Below are 19,636 nucleotides of genomic sequence, written 5' to 3'. Positions count from 1 at the left end.
GGTCGCACGCCCGCGCGCTGCTGCCGCCCGTGCGGCGTGCGTGGTGGCGCGACGCGGTCGCGGCGCTCGTCGGCGGGCACCTCGCGCTCGTCACGCTGCTGTGGGCCACCTCGGACGGCCTCGACGTGTCCACCACGGCCGCGCTCGCGACGTCCGCGGGGCGGCTGCTGGGGCTGTGGGCGTCCGCGCTGCTGCTGGTCCAGGTGCTCGGCATGGCGCGCGTGCCGTGGGTCGAGCGCGCGGTCGGGCAGGACCGGCTGAGCGCGTGGCACCGGTGGGCGGGCTTCACGTCGTTCTGGATGCTCGTCGCGCACCTCGTGCTCGTGACCGTGGGGTACGCGGCGTCCGACGGGAGCGGCGTGGTCGGCGAGCTCGTGCAGCTGGTGCTGACGCTGCCCGGCATGCTGCTGGCGGCCGCGGGCACCGCGCTGCTCGTCGCCGTCGTGGGGCTGTCGGTGCGCGCCGCGCGCCGCCGCCTGCGCTACGAGTCCTGGCACCTGCTGCACCTGTACGCGTACCTCGGCGTGGGCCTCGCGCTGCCGCACCAGCTGTGGACCGGCACGAGCTTCTTGCTGCACCCGTGGGCCGCGACGTACTGGTGGGCGCTGTACGGCGTCACCTTCGTCTCGGTCGTCGTGTTCCGCCTCGTCCGGCCGCTCGCGCTGTCGCTGCGGCACGACCTGCGCGTCGCGGCCGTGCTGCCCGACGCGCCCGGGCTGGTCTCGGTCGTGGTGCGCGGCCGCGACCTGCACCGGCTGCGCGCCGAGGCCGGGCAGTTCTTCGTGTGGCGTTTCCGCACCGGCGCCGGGTGGACGCGCGCGCACCCGCTGAGCCTGTCGGCCGTGCCGTGGACCGACGGGCTGCGCGTGACCATGGACGTGACGGGCGACGACGGCGCCCGGGTCGCCGCGGCCCGGCCCGGCACGCGCGTGCTCGTCGAGGGGCCGTTCGGGCGCGTGACCCCGAGCAGCCGCCGGCACGCGAGGCTCGCGGCGTTCGCCGCCGGCGCGGGCGTCGCGCCGGTGGTCGGGCTGCTCGAGCACGGCGCGGCGCACCCCGGCGTCGACACGCTCGTGCTGCGGCACCGCGACGACGCCGACCTGCCGCTGCGGGACGACGTCGACGCGCTCGTGCGGCACGCGGGCGTGCGGTTCCTCGACCTGCCGGGGCCGCGCTCGCGCACCGGCACGCCGTGGCTGCCGGCCAACCTGGGCCACCACGCGGGCCCCGCCGCGCTGCTCCAGCTCGTCCCGGACCTGCTCGACCACGACGTCGTCGTGTGCGGGCCGCCCGCCTGGACCGCCGCGCTCGTCGCCGACCTGCGCACCGCGGGCGTCGCCCGCTCCGCCATCCACGTCGAGAGCTACGTCTGGTAGGTCGCCATGCGCCGCATCCTCCTGAGCATCCTCACGACCGTCTCGGGCGTCGTGCTGCTCCTGCAGTACCCCACGAGCCTCGACCGCCCGGTCGGCACGACCGACGTCACGGCCGCGGGGACCACCACGACCGGGACGACCGGCGGAGCCCCGTCGGCGGGGTCCCCCGCCGGGTCCGACCGTGCGGGGTCGGCGAGCGCGTCGCCGTCCGGGTCGTCCGGCTCGTCCGGCGGGTCGTCCGGCACCTCGTCCGGCGGGTCGTCGGCCGGCACCGGGCTGACCGACGGCCGGTACACGGCGTCGACGTCGATGCGCTACGGCACCGTGAGCGTGACCGTCACGGTGAGCGGCGGCCGGGTCACGGCCGCGTCGGGCTCGCAGGACTCGCAGGACGGGCACTCGCGGCAGGTCTCGTCGGCCGCGCTGCCGACCCTCGACGACGAGGCGACGACCGCGGGCAGCGCGTCGATCGCGATGGTGTCGCACGCGACGTTCACGAGCGAGGCGTACGCGCAGTCGCTGCAGGCCGCGCTCGACCAGGCACGACCGTGAACACCGTGGCGGGCGCCCGCCCGGACGCCGCCGCCGTCGCGGCCGCCGCGCGCCCGACCGACCTGCCGGCGGACCCGCCGGACCCGTCGGACGGCCCTGCGGCCCGCACCGCCGACGCCCTCGCGCGCGCGGCGGCGGCGCTGCCGGTGCGCGCGTGGGTCGAGCACCACATGGGCATGCCGTGGAGCGTGCACGTGCGCGGCGACGCGGCGCACGACCCGCGCACCGCCGCGGCGGTCGAGCGCGCGTTCGCGCGCGTGGCCGCGCTCGACGCCGAGCTGAGCCCGTTCCGCGCGGGATCGGCGCTGAACCGGCTGCGCCGCGGCGAGCTCGCGCTCGCCGACGCACCGGACGCCCTGCGCGCGGTGCACGCCCGCTGCCTCGCGGCACGCGACGCGACCGACGGCGCGTTCGACGCGTGGGGCTGGCGTGACGGGTTCGACCCGACGGGCCTGTCGAAGGGCTGGTCGGTCGACCACGTGCTCGGGCTGCTGGGCGTGCTCGACGCGGACGTCGCGGTGGGTGCGGGCGGCGACGTCGGCGTGCGCTCGGCGTCGGGGCTGCCGTGGCGCGTGGGCGTCGAGGACCCGGCCGACCGGGGGCGGCTGCTCGCGCACGTCGACCTGCTGGACGGCGGCGTCGCGACGTCGGGCACGGCGGCGCACGGCGGGCACGTCGTCGACCCGCGCACCGGCGGCCCGGTGTGGGGCGTCCGGTCGGCGACGGTCGTGGCCGCGGACGTCGTGACCGCCGACGTGTGGGCGACCACCGCGATGGTGCTCGGCCCGGGCGACGCACCGGCACGGCTCGCGGCGCTGCCGGGGACGCGGGGCGTCCTCGTCACGGCCGACGGCGCCGTGCACCGCTGGGCGACGCCCTGAGCGTGCCGGGTCAGTCCCAGTCGGTGGTGCGCGTGCGCAGGTCGGTCCACCCGGACCGTCCGAGGGGCGACGTCGTGCGCACCCGGTCGCCGGGGTGCAGGCGCGGGTCGGTGGCGTAGCGGCGGGCCGCCTCGCGCTCGGCGTCGACGTCGCCCGCGTCGGCCCGCACCAGCAGGTCGGCGATCTCGTCGGCGAGCGCGTCGAGCTCGGCCTCGGGCACGTCGCCGGGTGCTGGGCCCCACACGTCCCAGAGCAGGAGCTCGTCGCGCCGCCGGTGCGCGAGCTCGAGCGTGAGGTACGCGCGGACCAGGCCGCGGCCGCGCAGCGCGGGCACGCCCCGCACGCCGTACGCGTCGAGGTCGAGGCCGTGCTCGCGGTGGGCGACCCACAGCTCGGCGGCGGTGGGGAACGGGCTGTGCGGGCCGGTCGGCATGTCGAACGGGTCGAACGGCTCGCCGGCGAGCGGTGCGGCCCCGAACGCGGCGTCGAGCTCGGGGTCGCTGCGCACCCAGCGCGCGCCGTCCCACCGCTCGACGACGACGTGGTCGAGGGCGAGCGCGGGGTCGAGGTAGCGCGCGAACCCGACGCGCGAGCGCGCCGGGACGCCGTGCGCGCGGAGCGCGCCGACGACGAGGAGCGTGTGGTCGCGGCAGCAGCCGGCGATGCGGTCGGCGTGCGGTCGGCCCGCGAGCGGCGTGGACGAGGCCGCGAGGCCGGCGGCCAGGATGCGGTCGAGCCAGCGCAGGTCGATCGTGGGCAGGCGCGCGGGGTCGAGCGTGTACGCGGCCGCGCGGTAGTGGCCGATGAGGCCGGTGGCCGCGGCGTGCAGGTCCTCGGGGCGGGTGCCGAGGTCCGCGAGGACGGCGGCGTGCTCGCGGGGGTCGCTGTACGGCGAGTGCGCGGCCCACCAGGCGGGGTCGACGTCGAGGCTCGTGGTGCTGCTCACGGCGGCATCCTGCCGCGCGCGCCGCACGGGGCCACGGCGCGTCCACGGCGGGAGACGCGGACGCGCGACGTGCCGTCGCGCGCGGCCGGGCCCGGACGCACGCGCGGCCGGCACCCGTGGGGGCCGGCCGCGCGATGGTGACGTCGCGTCAGCTGACGCCGACGATGTCGACGACGAAGACGAGCGTGTCGCCGCCCTTGATGCCGGCCTGCGGCACGCCGCGGTCGCCGTACGCGAGGTGCGACGGGATCGAGAGCAGCACGCGCGAGCCGACCTGCTGGCCGACGAGGCCCTCGTCCCAGCCGGCGATGACGGCGCCGACGCCGATCGGGAAGCTGATGGACGACCCGCGGTCGAACGAGTTGTCGAAGACACCGCCCTGCCACGACTGGCCGAGGTAGTGCACCTCGATGTCCTGACCCGCCTCGACGAGCGCGCCGTCGCCGCGGCTGAGCACCACGACCTCGAGCTCACCCGACGGCTGCGCGTCCGGGAACGTGAGCGTGGGCTTGGTGCCGGGAGCGCCCGAGACCTCGGGCAGCGCTGCGGCCATGTCGACTTCTCCTTCGGTGGGTGACAGTGCCCGCCCATCCTGCCCTGCGCACGGTGGGGGTGCGCGGCGCCGTTCGCCCTCGGCGGATGGACACCGCTGGCTAATGGCATTAGCTTTACCGCATGACGCACCTCCTCACCGTGCCCGAGGGCACCGTCTCCTACGAGGTCCACGGCCCCGACGGCGGCACGACCGTCGTCCTCGTGCCCGGCATGGGCGACCTGCGGTCCTCCTACCGCGACCTGGTCGACCCGCTCGTGACCGCCGGTCACCGCGTCGTCGTCACCGACGTGCGCGGCCACGGCGACGGCACGCACGCGTTCACCCGTCACGGCGTCGAGCCCACCGCGCAGGACGTGTCGGCGCTGCTCGACGCGCTGGGCGTCGACGCCGACCACCCCGCCGTGCTCGTCGGGTCGTCCTTCGCCGCCGGGTCGGTCGCACGCGTCGCCGCCCTCGAGCCGGCGCGGGTCCGGGGCGTCGCGCTGCTCGCGTACGCCGCGAACGACGCGCCCGCGGGCCGCGCCGTCACGGCGCAGGTCCGCCTGCTGCTGGCGCGCCCGTGGGGAGCCGCGGCGTGGGCGTGGTTCTACGGCAGCCTGCTGAAGGGCCGCCGCGCCACCTGGACCGACGCGCACCTCACGGACCTGCGGCGCGCGCTGCGCACGCCCGGCGCGCTCGGGCAGCTGCGCCGGCTCGCCCTCGCGCTGACGGCGGGCGGGCACCGCACGCTGCTCGACCAGGTGCGCGTCCCCGTCCTCGTCGTCACCGGCGCCCTCGACCCCGAGACGCCGGACCCCGCGGCCACGCACGCCGCGACGCTCGCGACCGTGCCGCACGACGCGGTCGCCGGGCTGCTCGTGCCCGAGGCGGGCCACTACCCGCAGCACCAGCGCGCCGACCTCGTCGCGCCCGCGCTCGTCGACCTCGTCGCGGGCCTGCCGCGCACGAGCGGGGCCCCGGCGACGGGCGGCGACGCGTGAGCCCGCGCGCCGGGCTCGACCGGGCCGCCGTCACCGAGCACGCCCTCGCGGTCGTCGACGCCGGCGGGCCCGAGGCGTGGCAGGCGCTGTCGCTCGCGGCGGTCGCGGCGCGCGCGGGCGTCGCGGTGCCCAGCCTCTACAAGCACGTCGACGGCCTGCCGGGGCTGCGGCGCGAGGTCGCGCTGCGGGCGGTGACCGAGCTCGACGACGTCGTCGCGGCGGCCGCCGCCACCACCGACGACCCCGACGCGCGCCTGCGGGCCGTCGCGCACGCCATCCGCACCTGGGCGCGCCGACGCCCCGGCCGCTACCAGGCCGTGCAGGGCGGCTGGCTGTCGCACGCGGACGCGGGCGAGGTGCACGCCGCGAGCCTGCGCGCGGTCGACCGCCTCGCGGCCCTCGTCGCGGACCTGGGCGTGCCGCCCGAGCGGCGCGTCGACGCCGTGCGGGCCGTGCGCGCGGGCGTGCACGGGTTCGTCGTGCTCGAGCTCGAGGGCGGCTTCGGCATGACCGAGGACGTCGGGACGAGCTTCGCGTACCTCGTCGACGGGCTGGTCGCGGGGCTGCGCCGCGCGGCGGACGGTACCTGAGCCCGCCCGCCGCGCGCGGGCGTCAGCGGGCCAGCACGTCCCGCAGCCAGCGCAGCTGCGCGTCGACCTGGAAGCCCTGCCCGCCCTCGTGCTCGTTGAACTCGTAGACCTCGATCGCCTGCGCGGGGCGCTCGGGCGCGAGCGTGCCGTAGTGGTTGTACGCCGCGAACACGGTCGACGGCGGGCAGATCGGGTCGCGCAGCGCGACCGAGAACAGCGTCGGCGCGGTCGCACGACGGCCCAGGTGCACGCCGTCGAGGTACGACAGCGTGCGCATCGCGGCGTCCTTGTGGTCGCGGTGCACCGCGAGGTACGTGACGACCTCGTGGTACGGGTCGGTGTCGACCAGCGCGATCGCGCGCGGCACGTGGCACAGGAACGGCACGTCGGGCATGACGCCCGCGAGGCCCTCCGTGAGCCCGGCGACCGCGAGCGTGATGCCGCCGCCCTGCGACCCGCCCGTGACGACCACGCGCTCGGGGTCGACGCCCGGCAGCGACCGCGCGGCCTCGACCGCGCGCACGCCGTCGGTGAACACGCGCCGGTAGTAGTGGTCCGCCGGGTCGAGGATCCCGCGCGTCATGAACCCGGGCACCTGCGGGCCCGCGCCCACGGGGTCGGGGGTGTCGCCGCCGCTCCCCCAGCGCGACCCCTGGCCGCGCGTGTCCATGAGCAGGTGCACGTAGCCCGCCGCGGCCCACGCGAGCCGCTCGTGCGGGCGCCCGCGACCGCCGCCGTAGCCGATGAACTCGACGACCGCGGGCAGCGACGACCCGTCCGTGGCCGAACCCGCGGGGCGCGTCACCCACGCCTTGACGGGGTGGCCGCCGAACCCGGCGAACGTCACGTCCTCGACGTCGACCAGCGCGAGCCCCGCGTCGTACGGCTCGCGACGCACGTCCAGGTCGAACGCGCGCGTCTCCGCGAGCGTCGTCGCCCAGAACTCGTCGAGGTCGGCGGGCTCGTCGAGCTCGGGCAGGTAGCGCTCGAGCTCGGGCAGGGGCAGGTCGTACAGCGCCATCGCGGGTGCACCTCCGGGCAGTGGCCCGGGAAGGGGGCACCCGGGACCGGCGCAGCGATGCTAGCGCGGTCGCAAGCGCTTCCCCGCCGCGCCACGGCGCGCTGCCGCGGACGGTGCGCCACCCGCGCGACGCACCGTCCGCGCAGGTCGGCGGGGTACCGACGTGCGCCGCCGGTCAGCGCGCGAGGAACCCCAGCAGGTCGTGGCGCGTGAGCACGCCCACGGGCCGGCCGTCGTCGACGACCATGAGCGCGTCGGCCTTCTCGAGCGCGGCACGCGCGGCGTCGACCGGCTCGCCCGAGCCGATGAGCGGCAGCGGCGCGGACATGTGCGCGTCGACGCGGTCCGCGAGCGACGCGGCGCCCGAGAACACCGCGTCGAGCAGCTCACGCTCGCTCACCGCGCCCGCGACCTCGCCGATCATCACGGGCGGCTCGGCGCCGACCACGGGCATCTGCGAGACGCCGTACTCGCGCAGGATCTCGATCGCGTCGCGCACCGTCTCGGTGGGGTGCGTGTGCACGAGCGCGGGCAGGTCGCCGCCCTTGGTGCGCAGCACGTCCGCGACCGTCGCGCCCTCGCCGCCCGCGAGGAAGCCGTACGAGCGCATCCACGAGTCGTTGAAGATCTTCGACATGTACCCGCGGCCGCTGTCGGGGAGGATCACGACGTACACCGCGCGGGCCGCGGCCTGCGGGTCGCGCTCCTGCAGGGCCCGCGCGTGCCGCAGCGTCGCCTCGACGGCCATGCCGCACGAGCCGCCGACCAGCAGACCCTCCTCGCGCGCCAGGCGGCGCGTCATCGCGAACGAGTCGGCGTCCGACACCGCGACGATCTCGTCCGGCACCGACGGGTCGTACGCGGCCGGCCAGAAGTCCTCGCCCACGCCCTCGACGAGGTAGGGCCGCCCGTCGCCGCCCGAGTACACCGAGCCGGCGGGGTCGGCGCCGACCACGACGACGCGCCCGCCGTCGGCCTCCGCGCGGTCCGCCGACGCGTCGTGCAGGTAGCGGCCGGTGCCCGTGATGGTGCCGCCCGTGCCGACGCCCGCGACGAGGTGCGTGATCCGCCCCTCGGTGTCGGCCCAGATCTCGGGGCCCGTGCTCGCGTAGTGGCTCGCCGGCCCGTTCGGGTTGGCGTACTGGTTCGGCTTCCACGCGCCCGGCGTCTGCGCAGCGATGCGGTCCGACACCGAGTAGTACGAGTCCGGGTGGTCGGGCGGCACGGCCGTCGGGGTCACGACGACCTCGGCGCCGTACGCGCGCAGCACGTCGCGCTTGTCCTGGCTGACCTTGTCGGGGCAGACGAACACGCAGCGGTACCCCTTGCGCTGCGCGACGAGCGCGAGGCCGACGCCCGTGTTGCCGGACGTCGGCTCGACGATCGTGCCGCCGGGCTGCAGCTCGCCCGAGGCCTCGGCGGCCTCGATCATGCGCAGCGCGATGCGGTCCTTCACCGACCCGCCGGGGTTCAGGTACTCGACCTTCGCCAGGATCGTGGCGGTCAGGCCGGTGGTCACGGACGAGAGCCGCACGAGCGGGGTGCCGCCGACGAGCTCGGAGATGTGCTGGGCGTACTTCACACGCTCGATCCTCTCATCGTCCCGGCAGCGGCAGCGGGGCGCCGACCAGCTCCTCGACCTCGGCGAGGTCCACGCCCTGGCCCCACTGCGAGAAGAACGTCGTCGCCGTGCCCGAGTACGCCTCCCCGCCCCCGCCCACGGCGTCGCCCGTGACGTCCATGCGGACGGTCGGGCCGGCGACGTCGGTCCAGACGACGAGCTCGGTGGTGGTCGCGGGGATCGCGGCGACCGGCTGGAACGGGGCGTCGGCGCGGACGGGCCACAGCGTCGTCGTCGTGCCGTCGGCGAGCTCGACCTCGGTGCGCTCTCCCACGGTGAACCCGGGGGCCGCCGTGATCATCGCGTACGTCATCTCGGGCGAGCTCGTGGCGCGGTACATGTCGACGCCGTCGGCCGCGAGCATCTGCTCGGTCGACCCGCCCGGGTCGGCCTGCACCCACGCGCCGTCGGTCGACAGCCACCCGGTGTCGGGCGTGACGGCGACGGTGGGCGCGCCGTCGCGCGTCCCGATCGCGTACAGCCCGCCGTCGACGAGCGCCCAGCGCTGGTCGGCCACATGGTCGGCCTGATGGATCTCGAAGCGGCCGCTGCCGGCGGCGCGGACGAAGTCCGTGAGGCAGGCCGCGAGGTCGGTGCTCGCGATGCGCGCCCCCGTCTCCAGCGTGATCGCGGCGCACGACGCGGGGACGACGGGCCCGGCCGGCGGCTCGGCGGACGCCGCGGACGAGGCCCCGGGGCCGCCGGCGGCGGGCGTGGAGGTGCTCGGCGACACCCCCGGCGCACCGCTCGCGCACGCGGTGAGCAGCAGCAGGAGGGCGAGCACGGGGGACGTGCGGGACGGGCGCATGCGGAAGGTTCCTCCGTGCGGGTGACCTGGCGGGGACGTGACGATCCGTCGGTTAATCTCGCCGAGCGCGGTAGGCGCGTCAAGGAACGGGTGGGCGGGTCCACCGCCGACGAGGAGCGAACGTGACCGAGGCAGTGCCGTTCACCGACAACGTGCGGGACCTGTCCAACGCCGACGGGTACCAGTTCGAATTCCGCTGCGAGCGCTGCGGCAACGGGTACCGCTCGGCGTTCCAGCGCGACCTGCGCGAGACGGGTCAGAGCCTGGCCCGCGGCCTGGGCAACCTGCTCGGCGGGCGCTTCTCGCAGCTCAGCAGCGCGGCCGACCAGCTGCTCGACCGCGGCACCAACTCCGCCGCCAAGGACCGTGCGATGCGGCAGGCCGTCGGGCAGATCGCGGACCGTTTCCACCAGTGCCGCGGCTGCGGCGACTGGGTGTGCGGCGACGTGTGCTGGAACGACGAGATCGGGCAGTGCGTGCGCTGCTCGCCCGTGCTGGCCGAGCAGCTCGCGCAGCTGCAGGCCGAGGCGCGTCGCGCGCAGATCTCCGAGCGGCTCGGGCAGACCGACCTCACGGCCGGCATCGACCTGCGCACGCCGTCGGTCGCGCGCTGCCCGTCGTGCGGTGCGCAGTCGGGCGGCGGCAAGTTCTGCCAGGAGTGCGGCGGGTCCCTCGCGGCCGAGCGCACGTGCACGTCGTGCTCCGCGGCCAACCCCGTGACGGCGAAGTTCTGCAGCGAGTGCGGGACGCCCTCGGGCCCCTGACGCACCCCTGACGCGCCTGGAGAGGCACGCACGGACGTGCCCACGACGTGACGACGCCCCGCCGACCCGGAGGTCGGCGGGGCGTCGTCGTACGCGTGCGGCCGGCGCGTCAGTCGCCGCGCAGGATCGCCAGCAGGCGCAGCAGCTCGAGGTAGAGCCAGACGAGCGTGACGATGAGGCCGAACGCGGCCGACCACGCCATCTTGGCCGGGGCGCCCTGGTCGACGCCACGCTTGATCGCGTCGAAGTCCATGATCAGGCTCGCGGCCGCGAGGCCGACGGCCAGCAGCCCGATGCCGACGCCGAGCAGACCCGAGCGCAGCGGGCCGTACATGCCGTCACCCACGCCGAAGAGCATGAGCCCGAGGTTGAGCAGCGAGTACACGAGGTACCCCGCGATGCCGATGAGCACCGCGCGCTGGAACTTGGGCGTGACGCGCACCTTGCCCGAGCGGAACAGGAACAGCGACACCGCGAACACCGACAGCGTCGCGAGCACGGCCTGCCCGACGATCCCGTCGTACCGGGTCTCGTAGACGGCGCTGATGCCGCCCAGGAACATGCCCTGCGCGACCGTGTACAGCGTGATGAGCACCGGGCTCGGGCTCTTCTTGAACGCGTTGACGAGCCCGAGCACGAGGCCCGCGAGCGCGCCGACGATCCACAGACCGGGTGCGAGGTTCCACGTCGCGGCACCGACCACGACGAGCAGCGCGAGCAGCCCGCCGGTCTTGACGATGACGTCGTCGTACGTGAGGCGGCCCGTGTCGCGCGGGGTCGCGGTGGGCGCGTCGTACATCTGCTCGAGCGTGACGGCGTCGGCGGCCTGCGCGCCGGGCGTGCCCCACGCGGGCGCCTGCTGGACGCCGCCCTGCTGGCGGCCGCGCTGCTGGCGCGGGTCCCCGAACACGGGACTGTTGCTGAAGACGGGGTTGGTCATGCGGCTCTCCTGGTCGTGGCCGGCCGGGGAAGTTCTGTCGACGTGGATCTCAACGTAGCCGCGGTCCCGCGCGTTCCCCACCGGGCGGGGGAAGGACGCGCAGCGCGCGGATCCTGCGACCTGCGACGTCCGGACTCGTTCTCGCGGATGAGGCGCCGGGGCGCAGATCGGTCGCCGGACGGTGCCGCCACGGCCCCCCGCGGGCATAGCGTCGTCGCCGTGAGCACAACGCGAACCCAGGGGACGTGATGATCGAGGCGCACGGACTGACCAAGAGGTACGGCAGCAAGACCGCGGTCGACGGCATCAGCTTCCAGGTGAGGCCCGGCCGCGTGACCGGCTTCCTCGGGCCCAACGGCGCGGGCAAGTCGACGACGATGCGCATGATCGTCGGCCTGGACAAGCCGACGGCCGGCACCGTCACGGTGCAGGGCAAGCCGTTCGCGCGCTCGGCCGCACCGCTGACCGAGGTCGGCGCGCTGCTCGAGGCGAAGGCGGTGCACCCGGGCCGCTCGGCACGCCAGCACCTGCGCGCGCTCGCCGCGACGCACGGCATCGGCAACAAGCGCGTCGACGAGGTCATCGAGCTCGCGGGCCTGGCAGCCGTCGCGAAGAAGCGCGTCAAGGGCTTCTCGCTCGGCATGGGCCAGCGCCTCGGCATCGCCGCCGCGCTGATCGGCGACCCGCACACCCTCATCCTCGACGAGCCCGTCAACGGCCTCGACCCCGAGGGCGTCGCGTGGGTGCGCGGCCTGGCCAAGCACCTCGCGTCCGAGGGCCGCACGATCTTCCTGTCGTCGCACCTCATGAGCGAGGTCGCGGTCACCGCCGACGACCTGCTCGTGATCGGGCGCGGCAGGATCGTCGCGGCCGGTCCCGTGAGCGAGATCGTCTCGCGGGCCACGACGACGACCGTGCGCGTGCGCAGCCCGCACGCGTCCGAGCTGGCCGCCGCGCTGTCCGGACCGCAGGCCACGGTCGACGCGATCGAGCCCGGCCTCATCGAGGTGCACGGCCCGTCCGCTGCCGAGATCGGCGAGCTCGCGGCCGCGTCGCGCTACGTGCTGCACGAGCTGACGCCCGTCAGCGGCTCGCTCGAGCAGGCCTACATGGCGCTCACGTCCGACGCGGTCGAGTACCGCTCGGGCGTCGAGGGCGCCCCCGCCCCGGCCGTCGCCCCCGCCGGCCCCGCGACCACGGAGACCCCGCGATGAGCGCCACCGCCACCTCCCCCGCCGCCCCGACCCGCACCCGCGCGTCGGCGGCCCGTGTGTCCTTCTTCGGCGTCGTCCGCTCGGAGTGGATCAAGCTGTGGAGCGTCCGGTCCACCTACTGGGTCATCGCGGTCATGCTCGTCGTGATGCCGCTGTTCGCGTGGCCCGTCGCGCTGTCCGCCGACTTCATGGTCACGACGTTGGACACGACGCCGGGATCGGCCGTCATCGTCGCCGCGGTGCTCACGCCCGGGCAGATGTTCGGCTCGCTGACGCTCGTGGTGCTGGCGGCGCTCGCCGTCACCGGCGAGTACGGCACCGGGCAGATCCGATCCACGCTCACGGCTGTCCCCGCGCGGCTGCCCGTGCTGTGGGCCAAGGCCCTCGTGGTGTTCGTCGTGACGTTCGTGACCGCGGCCCTGGGCACGGCCCTCGCCCTGCTCGTCGCGAGCGCCGTCAAGGCGTCGGCGCAGCCCGACTGGTCCGACCCCGAGATGCTGCGCGCCGTGCTCGGTGTCCCGCTCTACGTCGCGACCCTCAGCCTGCTCGGCTTCGTCATCGGAGCCCTGCTGCGCAACACCGCCGCGACCATCGCGATCGTCATCGGCTTCGTGCTCGTCATCGAGAACGTGCTGCTACTGCTGTCGTGGAAGCCGCTGGAGTGGGTCCGCCCCTTCCTGCCCGCCGCAGCGGGCCAGCGTGTCGCGATGCCGGAGCAGCTCATCGAGGCCAACAACCAGGCCTCCTCCCTCGCCGTGCACCTCGGACCGTGGGCGGGTTACGCCGTGCTGCTCGCGTGGGTCGTGGTGCTCGGGACCACGGCCGCCGTGCGGCTGCGCACGCGCGACGCCTGAGGGGGCGTCCGCGGCAGGTGACGCGGCGCACCATCGTCCTGGAGGGGGACGGTGGTGCGCCGTTCTGTTGCCTGTTCGCTGCCGCGCACCCGGCGACGCCGCGCTCGACGAGCCCTCGAACAGAGATCCGCGCACACATTCCAGATCTCACGTCGCGGACCGACGAGAACGCATCAGACACAACCACCTTCATGGCGGGCTCGACTTTTACCTGAAGGTCGCCTAGCGTTCACCGAGCTGCCCACCCATGTCATCGACGACAGGGAACCCAACGACGGGTGACTCTACCGACGGCAGCGCAGGGGAAATGACAATGCGAACACACACACGACCGTCACGGACGACGACCCGGGCGCTGATGGTGTCATTGGTCTCGACGGCGCTGATCGCCGCACCGGCGACCGCTCACGCCACCGCGGGGAGCGCCCCGACGGACGCGCCGTCCATGACTGCGACCGGGGCAGAACTCGCCCGAGCATCGCTCGACGGAGACTCCGCCGTGGCGACCACCGAGGCGATGAGCGTGACGATGCCACTCGACAGCGGCGAGGCTCTGCAGATCGTCGCAGCAGGCACGCGCCAACAGCCCGTCACGTTCACGCTGCCGGCCGAGCTCGACCTGAGGCGCGGCGCCGTATCCCCGAACGGAGCCGTCGCGTACGCATCCGCAGGTGAGGATGCGAGTGCCGTGGTCATGGTCACGGAGGACGGGGCCACGCAGGTCCAGACCGTGATCCCGAGCACCGACGCGACGCACAACTTCACGTACGCCTTCGCGGAGGCCACCACGCTCGCGCTCCGGGAGGACGGGGGGGTCGACGTCCTGCTCGTCGACGACGAAGGCGCCGCTACCGTCACCGCTCAGGTGGCAGCCCCCTGGGCCGTCGACGCCAAGGGCGAGACCGTGACGACGCGCTACGCCGTCGACGGTAACGAGCTCACCCAGTTCGTCGACACGGACCCCGACGCGACCTATCCGATCGTCGCCGACCCGCGCGTGACAGTCGGCAACGGCGTCTACTTCTACATGCAGCGGCACGAGATCGTCGCCTTCGCCTCGGCAGCGCAGGCCGCCCTGGCAGGCGGCGCCGGAGTTGCCTGTGCGGTTTACGGCAAGCGAGTCGCCGCAATTCCTGGGGCGAAGACCATTGTCGACTTCATGTGCAAGTATGTCAGCCCTGGAGCACTCGTGAAGCTCTTCCAGAGCATCCCGTCCCATACTGCGTCGTACTACACGGGCTCCTGCTACGAGCTGCGCTGGTACCCGCCCAACCAGAGCTGGGTCAAGTCAGTCAGCTCCAGCCTCTGCTGACGTCGCTGCCTCGTCGGGCGCCATTCGCGGCACGCTCGGAGACACCTCCGGACGAGCAACCTCCCGCCGCACCTGGTGGCAACTGACCACGCCGTCATCACATACCAACTCGGCGCACCACCGTCCTCGAGTGGGACAGTGGTGCGCCGAGTTCGTGCGTCCGGGCGTTCGCGGGTCCGGACGTTCGCACGTCCGGGGCCGGAGCGCCTCTCCGTCAGGCCGCGTGCGCGCCGTGCGTGCCCTCGGCCCCGGCCCGCGCCTCGCGACGCGCCGCCCGGCGCGCACCCGCCCGCAGCCGCGCGCGCTCGACGAGCGTGTAGAGCACCGGCACGAGCACGAGCGTCAGCAGGGTCGAGGTGAACAGGCCGCCGATGACGACGATCGCGAGCGGCCGCGAGATGAACACGCCACCGCCGGTCAGGCCGAGCGCCATCGGCACGAGCGCGAAGATCGTCGCCGCCGCGGTCATGACGATGGGCCGCAGACGCTTGCGGGCGCCCTCGGTCACGGCCTCGTCGAGGTCACGCCCTCGCTCGCGGTACTGGTTGACGAGGTCGACCAGCACGATCGCGTTGGTGACGACGACGCCGATGAGCATGAGCACGCCGATCAGCGCGGGCACGCCCAGCGGCGTGCCCGTGACGAGCAGCCCCACGAGCGCACCCGTCGCCGCGAACGGCACCGACACCATGAGGATCACCGGCTGCAGGAGCGACCGGAACGTCGCGACCATGACGACGTAGACGATCGCGATCGCGATCAGCAGCGCCAGCCCGAGGTCGGAGAACGCGTCCTCCTGGTCGGCGGCGACGCCCGCGACCTCGACGCTCGCGCCCGCGGGCACGTCGACGTCCTCGAGCGCGGTGCGCAGGCGCTGCGTGAGCGCACCGAGGTCCTGGTCCGCCGGGGTCGCCGAGACCGTCGCGGCGCGCTCGCCGTCGATCCGCGTCGTGGACACGGGCACCTCGACCTGCGCGACGCTCGCCACGGCGGTCAGCGGCACGACCCCCGTGGGTGTGGGCAGCACGAGCTGCTCGAGCTCGGCGACGCTCGCCGGCGCGGGCAGGGTCACGACCGTGACGTCGAGCGGGCCCGCACCCAGGTCGACCGTGCCGACGGGCTGCGGCGACATGAGCCCCGCGACGGTGCCGACCACCTGGGTCTCCGTGAGCCCGGCCGCGGCGGCCGCCGCGCGGTCGACCGCGACCTGCACGGTCGGCTGGTCGGCCGCGAGGTCGTTCGTCACGTCGGTGGTGCCCTCGACGCCGGCCACGACGTCCCGCACGCGGTCCGCGAGCGCCGCGAGCTCGTCGGGGTCGTCGGACTGCACGACCACGTCGACGGTCGAGGACCCGAACGCCGCGTCGGCGCCGGCCACGACGACGTCACCGGCGGTGCCGGCGGGCAGGTCGGCGACGGCCGCGCGCACGTCGTCGGTGACCCCGGCGTTGTCGGAGTCCGCCGCGAGGGTCAGCGCGAACGTCGCGCGCAGCGCACCGCCGCCCGAGAACGCGGCCTCGATCCCGCCCGACGAGCCGACCGTGGTCTGCACGGTCTCGACGCCGTCGACGTCGGCCAGCGCGTCCTCGACGACGCGCGCCGCGGCGTCCTGCGCCTCGAGCGACGTCGCCGGCGGGAACGTCTGCGTGACCGTGAGGGTGTCCTGCCCGGCGTCGCCCAGGAAGTTCGTCTCGAGCCGGGACGCGAGCCCGACCGTGCCGCCGAACACGACGAGCGCGGCGACGATCGTCACGACGGGGTGCGTGAGCGCGCCGCGCAGCGTCGCGAGGTAGCCGCGCTGCATCCACGAGCGGCGCTCCTTGGCCTCGGCCTCGGCGCGCACGCGCTCGGCCTGCGCGGGGTCGGCCGCGTCGGCGCGCACGAACCAGTACGCGAGCACCGGCACGATCGTCAGCGACACGAGCAGCGACGCCGCCAGGGCGATGGCCGTGGTGAACGCGAAGGGCCGGAACAGCTCGCCGACCATGCCGCCGACCAGGCCGATCGGCAGGAACACTGCGATCGTCGCGACCGTGGACGCGGTGATCGCCGCGGCGACCTCGCGCACGGCCGTGACGATCGCGTCGCGCTTCGGCTCGCCGTACGACAGGTGCCGCTTGATGTTCTCGATGACGACGATCGAGTCGTCGACCACGCGACCGATCGCGATGGTCATCGCGCCGAGCGTGAGGATGTTGAGCGAGTAGCCGGTCAGGCGCAGCCCGATGAACGTCACGAGCAGCGACAGCGGGATCGACACCGCCGACACCAGGGTCGAGCGCAGCGACGCGAGGAACAGCAGGATCACGACGACCGCGAACAGCAGCCCGAGCCCGCCCTCGGTGGCCAGGCCCTCGATGGACTCCTCGATGAACGGCGCCTGGTCGAACACGACCGCGACGTCGACGCCGTCGCCGAGCTGCGCGCGCAGGTCGTCGACGGCCTGCTGCGCGCCGTGCGACACGTCGACCGTGTTGCCCGCCGGGGTCTTGGTGAGCGCGACCGCGAGCGCGGGCTCGCCGTCGAGGCGCGAGAAGCTCGTGGCGGGCACCGGCGCGACCACGACGTCCGCGACGTCGCCCAGGGTCACCGGCCCGGCGGCGCCGAGCAGCGGCAGCGCGCGCAGGTCGTCGACCGACGTGATCTCCGAGCCCGCCTGCACCGAGAGCGTGCGGTCGCCGTCGTCCACCGTGCCGGTGGGCAGCACGACCCCGTTGTCCTGCAGCACGGTCTGCACGGCCGTGGGCGACAGTCCCGCCGCGGTGAGCGCGGGCAGGTCGAGCGTGATCGTCACGGCCTGCTCGGCGACGCCCGTCACGGCGACGTCGCGCACGCCCGCGACCTGCTCGAGCCGCGGCGCGACGACGTCCTGCACGACGCGCGCGAGCGCGGCCTGCGGGTCCTCGCCCTCGCGCACGTCGTCGGGCGTGCCGGCGACCGCGAGCTGCACGACCGGGAGGTCGTCGATCGACCCGGTGAGCACGGTCGGCTCGACGCCGTCGGGCAGCGACGAGCGGATGCGGTCGACCGCGCGCTGGATCTCCTGCGCGCGGGCGTCGACGTCGACGCCGTAGGTGAGCTGCACGGTCGTCGTCGACACCGACGTCGCGGACGTCGAGGTCACCGACTCGACGTCGTCGACGGACGACAGCGCCTGCTCGATCGGCTCGGTGAGCTGCTGCTCGACGAGCTCCGGCGACGAGCCCGGGTCGACCGCGACGACCACGGCCGTCGGGATCTGCAGGGACGGGATGAGCTCCTGCTTGAGGGAGCCGAGGCTGAACCAGCCGAACACCGCGATGGCCACGGTGACCAGCGCGACGACGGAGCGGTTGGCCAGGGACAGCCGGGCGAGGCGGGACACGGTTCCTCCGGAGGCTCGCCGGCGGGCCGGCGGGGACGTCGACGGCGCGGGCACGTCGAGGGTACGGCGGTGCAGGGACGTCGGCACCAGTCTGGGCAACGGCCGCCCCGGGCAAGGGGTTCCTGACGCGGTGACGTGGTCCGCCTCACACCCGACGCCGGCCGCCAGGTGCGGGCGACGCCCGAGGTTAGGCTCGCCTCATGAGCACCCCCGGCCCGGCCGCCCTGCCCGTCGCCCCCACCGGGCGCCCCGCGCCCGTCCTGGGCGAGGTGGTGCGGACGGAACGGCTCACGCCGCACCTCGTGCGCGTCGTGCTCGGCGGGCCGTCGCTGCGCCCGCTGACGGCGCCGACGTGCGCGGACTCCTACGTCAAGCTCGGCTTCGTGCCCGCGGGCGTGCTCGACGACTGCCCGCTCGCCCCGGACGGCCGGGTCGACCTCGCGGGGCTGCGTGCGCTGCTGCCCGCGGGCGTCCAGCCCCGGCAGCGCGCGTACACGGTCCGCGCGTGGGACGCCGCCGCGCACGAGCTGACCGTCGACCTCGTCGTGCACGGCGACGAGGGCCTCGCCGGGCCCTGGGCGGCCGCGGCCGCCCCGGGCGACCGCGTGCTGGTCCACGGCCCCGGCGGCGCGTGGGACCCCCGGCCCGGCGTCGACGCGCACCTGCTGGTCGGCGACGCGAGCGCGCTGCCGGCCGTGGCCGTCGGCCTCGAGCGGCTGCCGCGCGACGCGGTCGGCACCGCGTTCGTCGAGGTGCACGGCCCCGCCGACGAGATCGCCCTCGACGCGCCCGCGGGCGTCACCGTCACGTGGCTGCACCACGGCGACGCCCCCGCGGGCTCGACGCTGCCGGCCGCCGTCCGGGCCTGGGCCTGGCCCGCCGGCCGGGTCGGCGCGTTCGTGCACGGCGAGGCGGGCGCGGTCAAGGACCTGCGCGCCTACCTGCGCACCGAGCGCGGCGTCGCGCGCGAGGACCTGTCGATCTCCGGCTACTGGCGCCTCGGTGCCGACGACGAGGGCTGGCGCGCGGGCAAGCGCGCGTGGAACGCGCAGATCGAGGCCGCGGAGGCGGCCGCGGGACTCGCCTGAGACACCCGCCCCACCCGGACCGGGAACGGACCGCCGAGCGCGGTACACCCACCGCCCGTCGGGACCGGACCGGACCGGACCGCGAGCGCGGCACACGTTCCCCGAGTGCGGCACACGTGTGCACCGCACTCGACGCACGAGTACCGCACTCGCGGTGCCGGGCACCGGTCGAGCAGCGCAGCCGAGCCGCCGTACGCCGGACGCCGCCCCCACCGAGGCGCTACGGTGCTGCTTCCCGTGACACCTGCCAGGAGGCCTCGATGCTGCGCGCCCTGCCCGTGATCGTCCAGGTCGCCCTGCTCGTGTACTGCCTGATCGACTGCCTCCAGTCCGACCCCGACCGCGTGCGCAACCTGTCGAAGGGCTGGTGGGTCGTCCTCATCGTCGTGCTGCCGATCGCCGGGGGCGTGGCCTGGCTCGTCGCGGGACGGCCGCTCACCCCGCGCACGCACGTGCCGTGGCCGTCGACGGCGACCGCCGGCTTCCCGGAGCACGAGCGCCCCCGCCGGTACGGCGACGACGCGGCCGCGGAGGAGCGGCGGCGCGCCGAGGAGCGACGGTCGGACGAGCTGCACGAGCAGATGCTGCGCGACTGGGAGGCGCAGCTGCGCGCCCGCGAGCAGGGCGCGGCCGGCGCGTCCGAGACGGCCGGCGGTGAGCAGGGCTCGCCCGGCCCGCACGGAGCGGCCCGCGACGACGGCGCCGGGCCAGGTCGCGCCTGATCTTGACCCTCCGGGCCGAGCCGGGTCGCGTCCGATCCGGGTCACCC

Annotated in this window: 18 protein-coding genes; 11 read left to right on the top strand and 7 right to left on the bottom strand. The window is 75.2% G+C overall.

Translation table 11 applies throughout. From position 1 onward, the window contains the following. The first annotated feature begins 29 nt into the window (after positions 1 to 29). Genes GY42_RS17495 through GY42_RS17485 form a run of 3 tightly spaced genes read left to right on the top strand, consistent with a single transcriptional unit; the run spans position 30 to position 2,809 of the window. Positions 30 to 1,376: a ferredoxin reductase family protein gene (locus GY42_RS17495; protein WP_236686835.1), complete on the top strand. Its 1,347-nt coding sequence runs from the start codon at positions 30 to 32 to the stop codon at positions 1,374 to 1,376. Between the two features lie 6 nt (positions 1,377 to 1,382). Beyond that, complete coding sequence (locus GY42_RS17490; protein WP_046530278.1) at positions 1,383 to 1,928, top strand: FMN-binding protein; 546 nt, start codon at positions 1,383 to 1,385, stop codon at positions 1,926 to 1,928. 5 nt (positions 1,929 to 1,933) lie between these two features. Beyond that, complete coding sequence (locus GY42_RS17485; protein ID WP_152667371.1) at positions 1,934 to 2,809, top strand: FAD:protein FMN transferase; 876 nt, start codon at positions 1,934 to 1,936, stop codon at positions 2,807 to 2,809. Between the two features lie 10 nt (positions 2,810 to 2,819). On the opposite strand, the gene GY42_RS17480 is transcribed toward GY42_RS17485, so the two are convergent. Both GY42_RS17480 and GY42_RS17475 read right to left on the bottom strand, forming a co-directional pair. Beyond that, complete coding sequence (locus tag GY42_RS17480; RefSeq protein ID WP_046531209.1) at positions 2,820 to 3,755, bottom strand: transglutaminase-like domain-containing protein; 936 nt, start codon at positions 3,753 to 3,755, stop codon at positions 2,820 to 2,822. Between the two features lie 148 nt (positions 3,756 to 3,903). Further along, entirely contained in the window at positions 3,904 to 4,308 is a 405-nt protein-coding gene (locus GY42_RS17475; RefSeq protein ID WP_046530277.1) for an FKBP-type peptidyl-prolyl cis-trans isomerase, read from the bottom strand. A gap of 122 nt (positions 4,309 to 4,430) precedes the next feature. Between GY42_RS17475 and GY42_RS17470 the strand changes: the two genes are divergently transcribed. Together GY42_RS17470 and GY42_RS17465 are read left to right on the top strand one after the other, a co-directional pair. Continuing rightward, positions 4,431 to 5,291 carry an alpha/beta fold hydrolase gene (locus GY42_RS17470; protein WP_046530276.1) on the top strand — a complete coding sequence of 287 codons (861 nt, stop codon included), beginning with the start codon at positions 4,431 to 4,433 and terminating at the stop codon, positions 5,289 to 5,291. Further along, the gene (locus GY42_RS17465; protein ID WP_052748491.1) at positions 5,288 to 5,881 is read left to right on the top strand and encodes a TetR-like C-terminal domain-containing protein; all 594 of its coding nucleotides are present in this window, start codon (positions 5,288 to 5,290) and stop codon (positions 5,879 to 5,881) included. Before GY42_RS17470 ends, GY42_RS17465 begins: the two co-directional genes overlap by 4 nt. Before the next feature lie 22 nt (positions 5,882 to 5,903). Here the strand turns inward: GY42_RS17465 and GY42_RS17460 are convergent, their stop codons facing one another. From GY42_RS17460 to GY42_RS17450, 3 genes are all read right to left on the bottom strand, one after another. Beyond that, positions 5,904 to 6,902, bottom strand: coding sequence for an acetylxylan esterase (locus GY42_RS17460; RefSeq protein ID WP_046530275.1), 999 nt, complete (start codon positions 6,900 to 6,902; stop codon positions 5,904 to 5,906). A gap of 175 nt (positions 6,903 to 7,077) precedes the next feature. After that, the gene (locus GY42_RS17455; RefSeq protein ID WP_046530274.1) at positions 7,078 to 8,484 is read right to left on the bottom strand and encodes a cystathionine beta-synthase; all 1,407 of its coding nucleotides are present in this window, start codon (positions 8,482 to 8,484) and stop codon (positions 7,078 to 7,080) included. Between the two features lie 13 nt (positions 8,485 to 8,497). Further along, positions 8,498 to 9,331 (bottom strand): hypothetical protein, encoded by an 834-nt coding sequence (locus GY42_RS17450; protein WP_046530273.1) that lies wholly within the window; start codon positions 9,329 to 9,331, stop codon positions 8,498 to 8,500. 122 nt (positions 9,332 to 9,453) lie between these two features. On the opposite strand from GY42_RS17450, the gene GY42_RS17445 reads away from it, so the two are divergent. Further along, positions 9,454 to 10,095 (top strand): zinc ribbon domain-containing protein, encoded by a 642-nt coding sequence (locus GY42_RS17445; protein ID WP_201775288.1) that lies wholly within the window; start codon positions 9,454 to 9,456, stop codon positions 10,093 to 10,095. A 109-nt stretch (positions 10,096 to 10,204) separates the two neighbouring features. Here GY42_RS17445 and GY42_RS17440 read toward each other — a convergent pair whose 3' ends face one another. Next, a complete protein-coding gene (locus GY42_RS17440) occupies positions 10,205 to 11,035 on the bottom strand; it encodes a Bax inhibitor-1/YccA family protein (protein WP_046530272.1) in 831 nt (276 codons plus the stop codon). A gap of 248 nt (positions 11,036 to 11,283) precedes the next feature. Here GY42_RS17440 and GY42_RS17435 point away from each other — a divergent pair, with 248 nt between their 5' ends. The 3 genes from GY42_RS17435 to GY42_RS17425 all read left to right on the top strand — a co-directional run bounded on the left by GY42_RS17435 (position 11,284) and on the right by GY42_RS17425 (position 14,415). Further along, on the top strand, positions 11,284 to 12,249 hold the full coding sequence (locus GY42_RS17435; protein WP_046530271.1) for an ABC transporter ATP-binding protein: 966 nt from the start codon (positions 11,284 to 11,286) through the stop codon (positions 12,247 to 12,249). Continuing rightward, on the top strand, positions 12,246 to 13,103 hold the full coding sequence (locus GY42_RS17430; RefSeq protein WP_046530270.1) for an ABC transporter permease: 858 nt from the start codon (positions 12,246 to 12,248) through the stop codon (positions 13,101 to 13,103). Before GY42_RS17435 ends, GY42_RS17430 begins: the two co-directional genes overlap by 4 nt. Positions 13,104 to 13,602: 499 nt before the next feature. Beyond that, positions 13,603 to 14,415 carry a hypothetical protein gene (locus GY42_RS17425; protein ID WP_152667370.1) on the top strand — a complete coding sequence of 271 codons (813 nt, stop codon included), beginning with the start codon at positions 13,603 to 13,605 and terminating at the stop codon, positions 14,413 to 14,415. 214 nt (positions 14,416 to 14,629) lie between these two features. Here the strand turns inward: GY42_RS17425 and GY42_RS17420 are convergent, their stop codons facing one another. Beyond that, positions 14,630 to 17,779 carry an efflux RND transporter permease subunit gene (locus tag GY42_RS17420; protein WP_046530268.1) on the bottom strand — a complete coding sequence of 1,050 codons (3,150 nt, stop codon included), beginning with the start codon at positions 17,777 to 17,779 and terminating at the stop codon, positions 14,630 to 14,632. Positions 17,780 to 17,979: 200 nt separating this feature from the next. On the opposite strand from GY42_RS17420, the gene GY42_RS17415 reads away from it, so the two are divergent. Beyond that, entirely contained in the window at positions 17,980 to 18,867 is an 888-nt protein-coding gene (locus tag GY42_RS17415) for a siderophore-interacting protein (protein ID WP_082131641.1), read from the top strand. A gap of 260 nt (positions 18,868 to 19,127) precedes the next feature. Continuing rightward, a complete protein-coding gene (locus GY42_RS17410; protein ID WP_082131640.1) occupies positions 19,128 to 19,589 on the top strand; it encodes a PLD nuclease N-terminal domain-containing protein in 462 nt (153 codons plus the stop codon). The last annotated feature ends 47 nt before the right edge of the window (positions 19,590 to 19,636 follow it).

The sequence above is a fragment of the Cellulomonas sp. FA1 genome, from assembly GCF_000986825.1.
GTDB classification, from domain to species: domain Bacteria; phylum Actinomycetota; class Actinomycetes; order Actinomycetales; family Cellulomonadaceae; genus Cellulomonas; species Cellulomonas iranensis.
The sequence above is the reverse complement of the archived record's forward strand: the minus strand, read 5'-3'. Positions and strand labels throughout refer to the sequence as shown.

Coding starts and splice junctions, on each gene's coding strand:
- GY42_RS17440 (WP_046530272.1), bottom strand. CDS start 11,035: ATGACCAACCCCGTCTTCAGCAACAGTCCCGTGTTCGGGGACCCGCGC.
- GY42_RS17490 (WP_046530278.1), top strand. CDS start 1,383: ATGCGCCGCATCCTCCTGAGCATCCTCACGACCGTCTCGGGCGTCGTG.
- GY42_RS17460 (WP_046530275.1), bottom strand. CDS start 6,902: ATGGCGCTGTACGACCTGCCCCTGCCCGAGCTCGAGCGCTACCTGCCC.
- GY42_RS17450 (WP_046530273.1), bottom strand. CDS start 9,331: ATGCGCCCGTCCCGCACGTCCCCCGTGCTCGCCCTCCTGCTGCTGCTC.
- GY42_RS17410 (WP_082131640.1), top strand. CDS start 19,128: ATGCTGCGCGCCCTGCCCGTGATCGTCCAGGTCGCCCTGCTCGTGTAC.
- GY42_RS17470 (WP_046530276.1), top strand. CDS start 4,431: ATGACGCACCTCCTCACCGTGCCCGAGGGCACCGTCTCCTACGAGGTC.
- GY42_RS17435 (WP_046530271.1), top strand. CDS start 11,284: ATGATCGAGGCGCACGGACTGACCAAGAGGTACGGCAGCAAGACCGCG.
- GY42_RS17415 (WP_082131641.1), top strand. CDS start 17,980: ATGAGCACCCCCGGCCCGGCCGCCCTGCCCGTCGCCCCCACCGGGCGC.
- GY42_RS17430 (WP_046530270.1), top strand. CDS start 12,246: ATGAGCGCCACCGCCACCTCCCCCGCCGCCCCGACCCGCACCCGCGCG.
- GY42_RS17475 (WP_046530277.1), bottom strand. CDS start 4,308: ATGGCCGCAGCGCTGCCCGAGGTCTCGGGCGCTCCCGGCACCAAGCCC.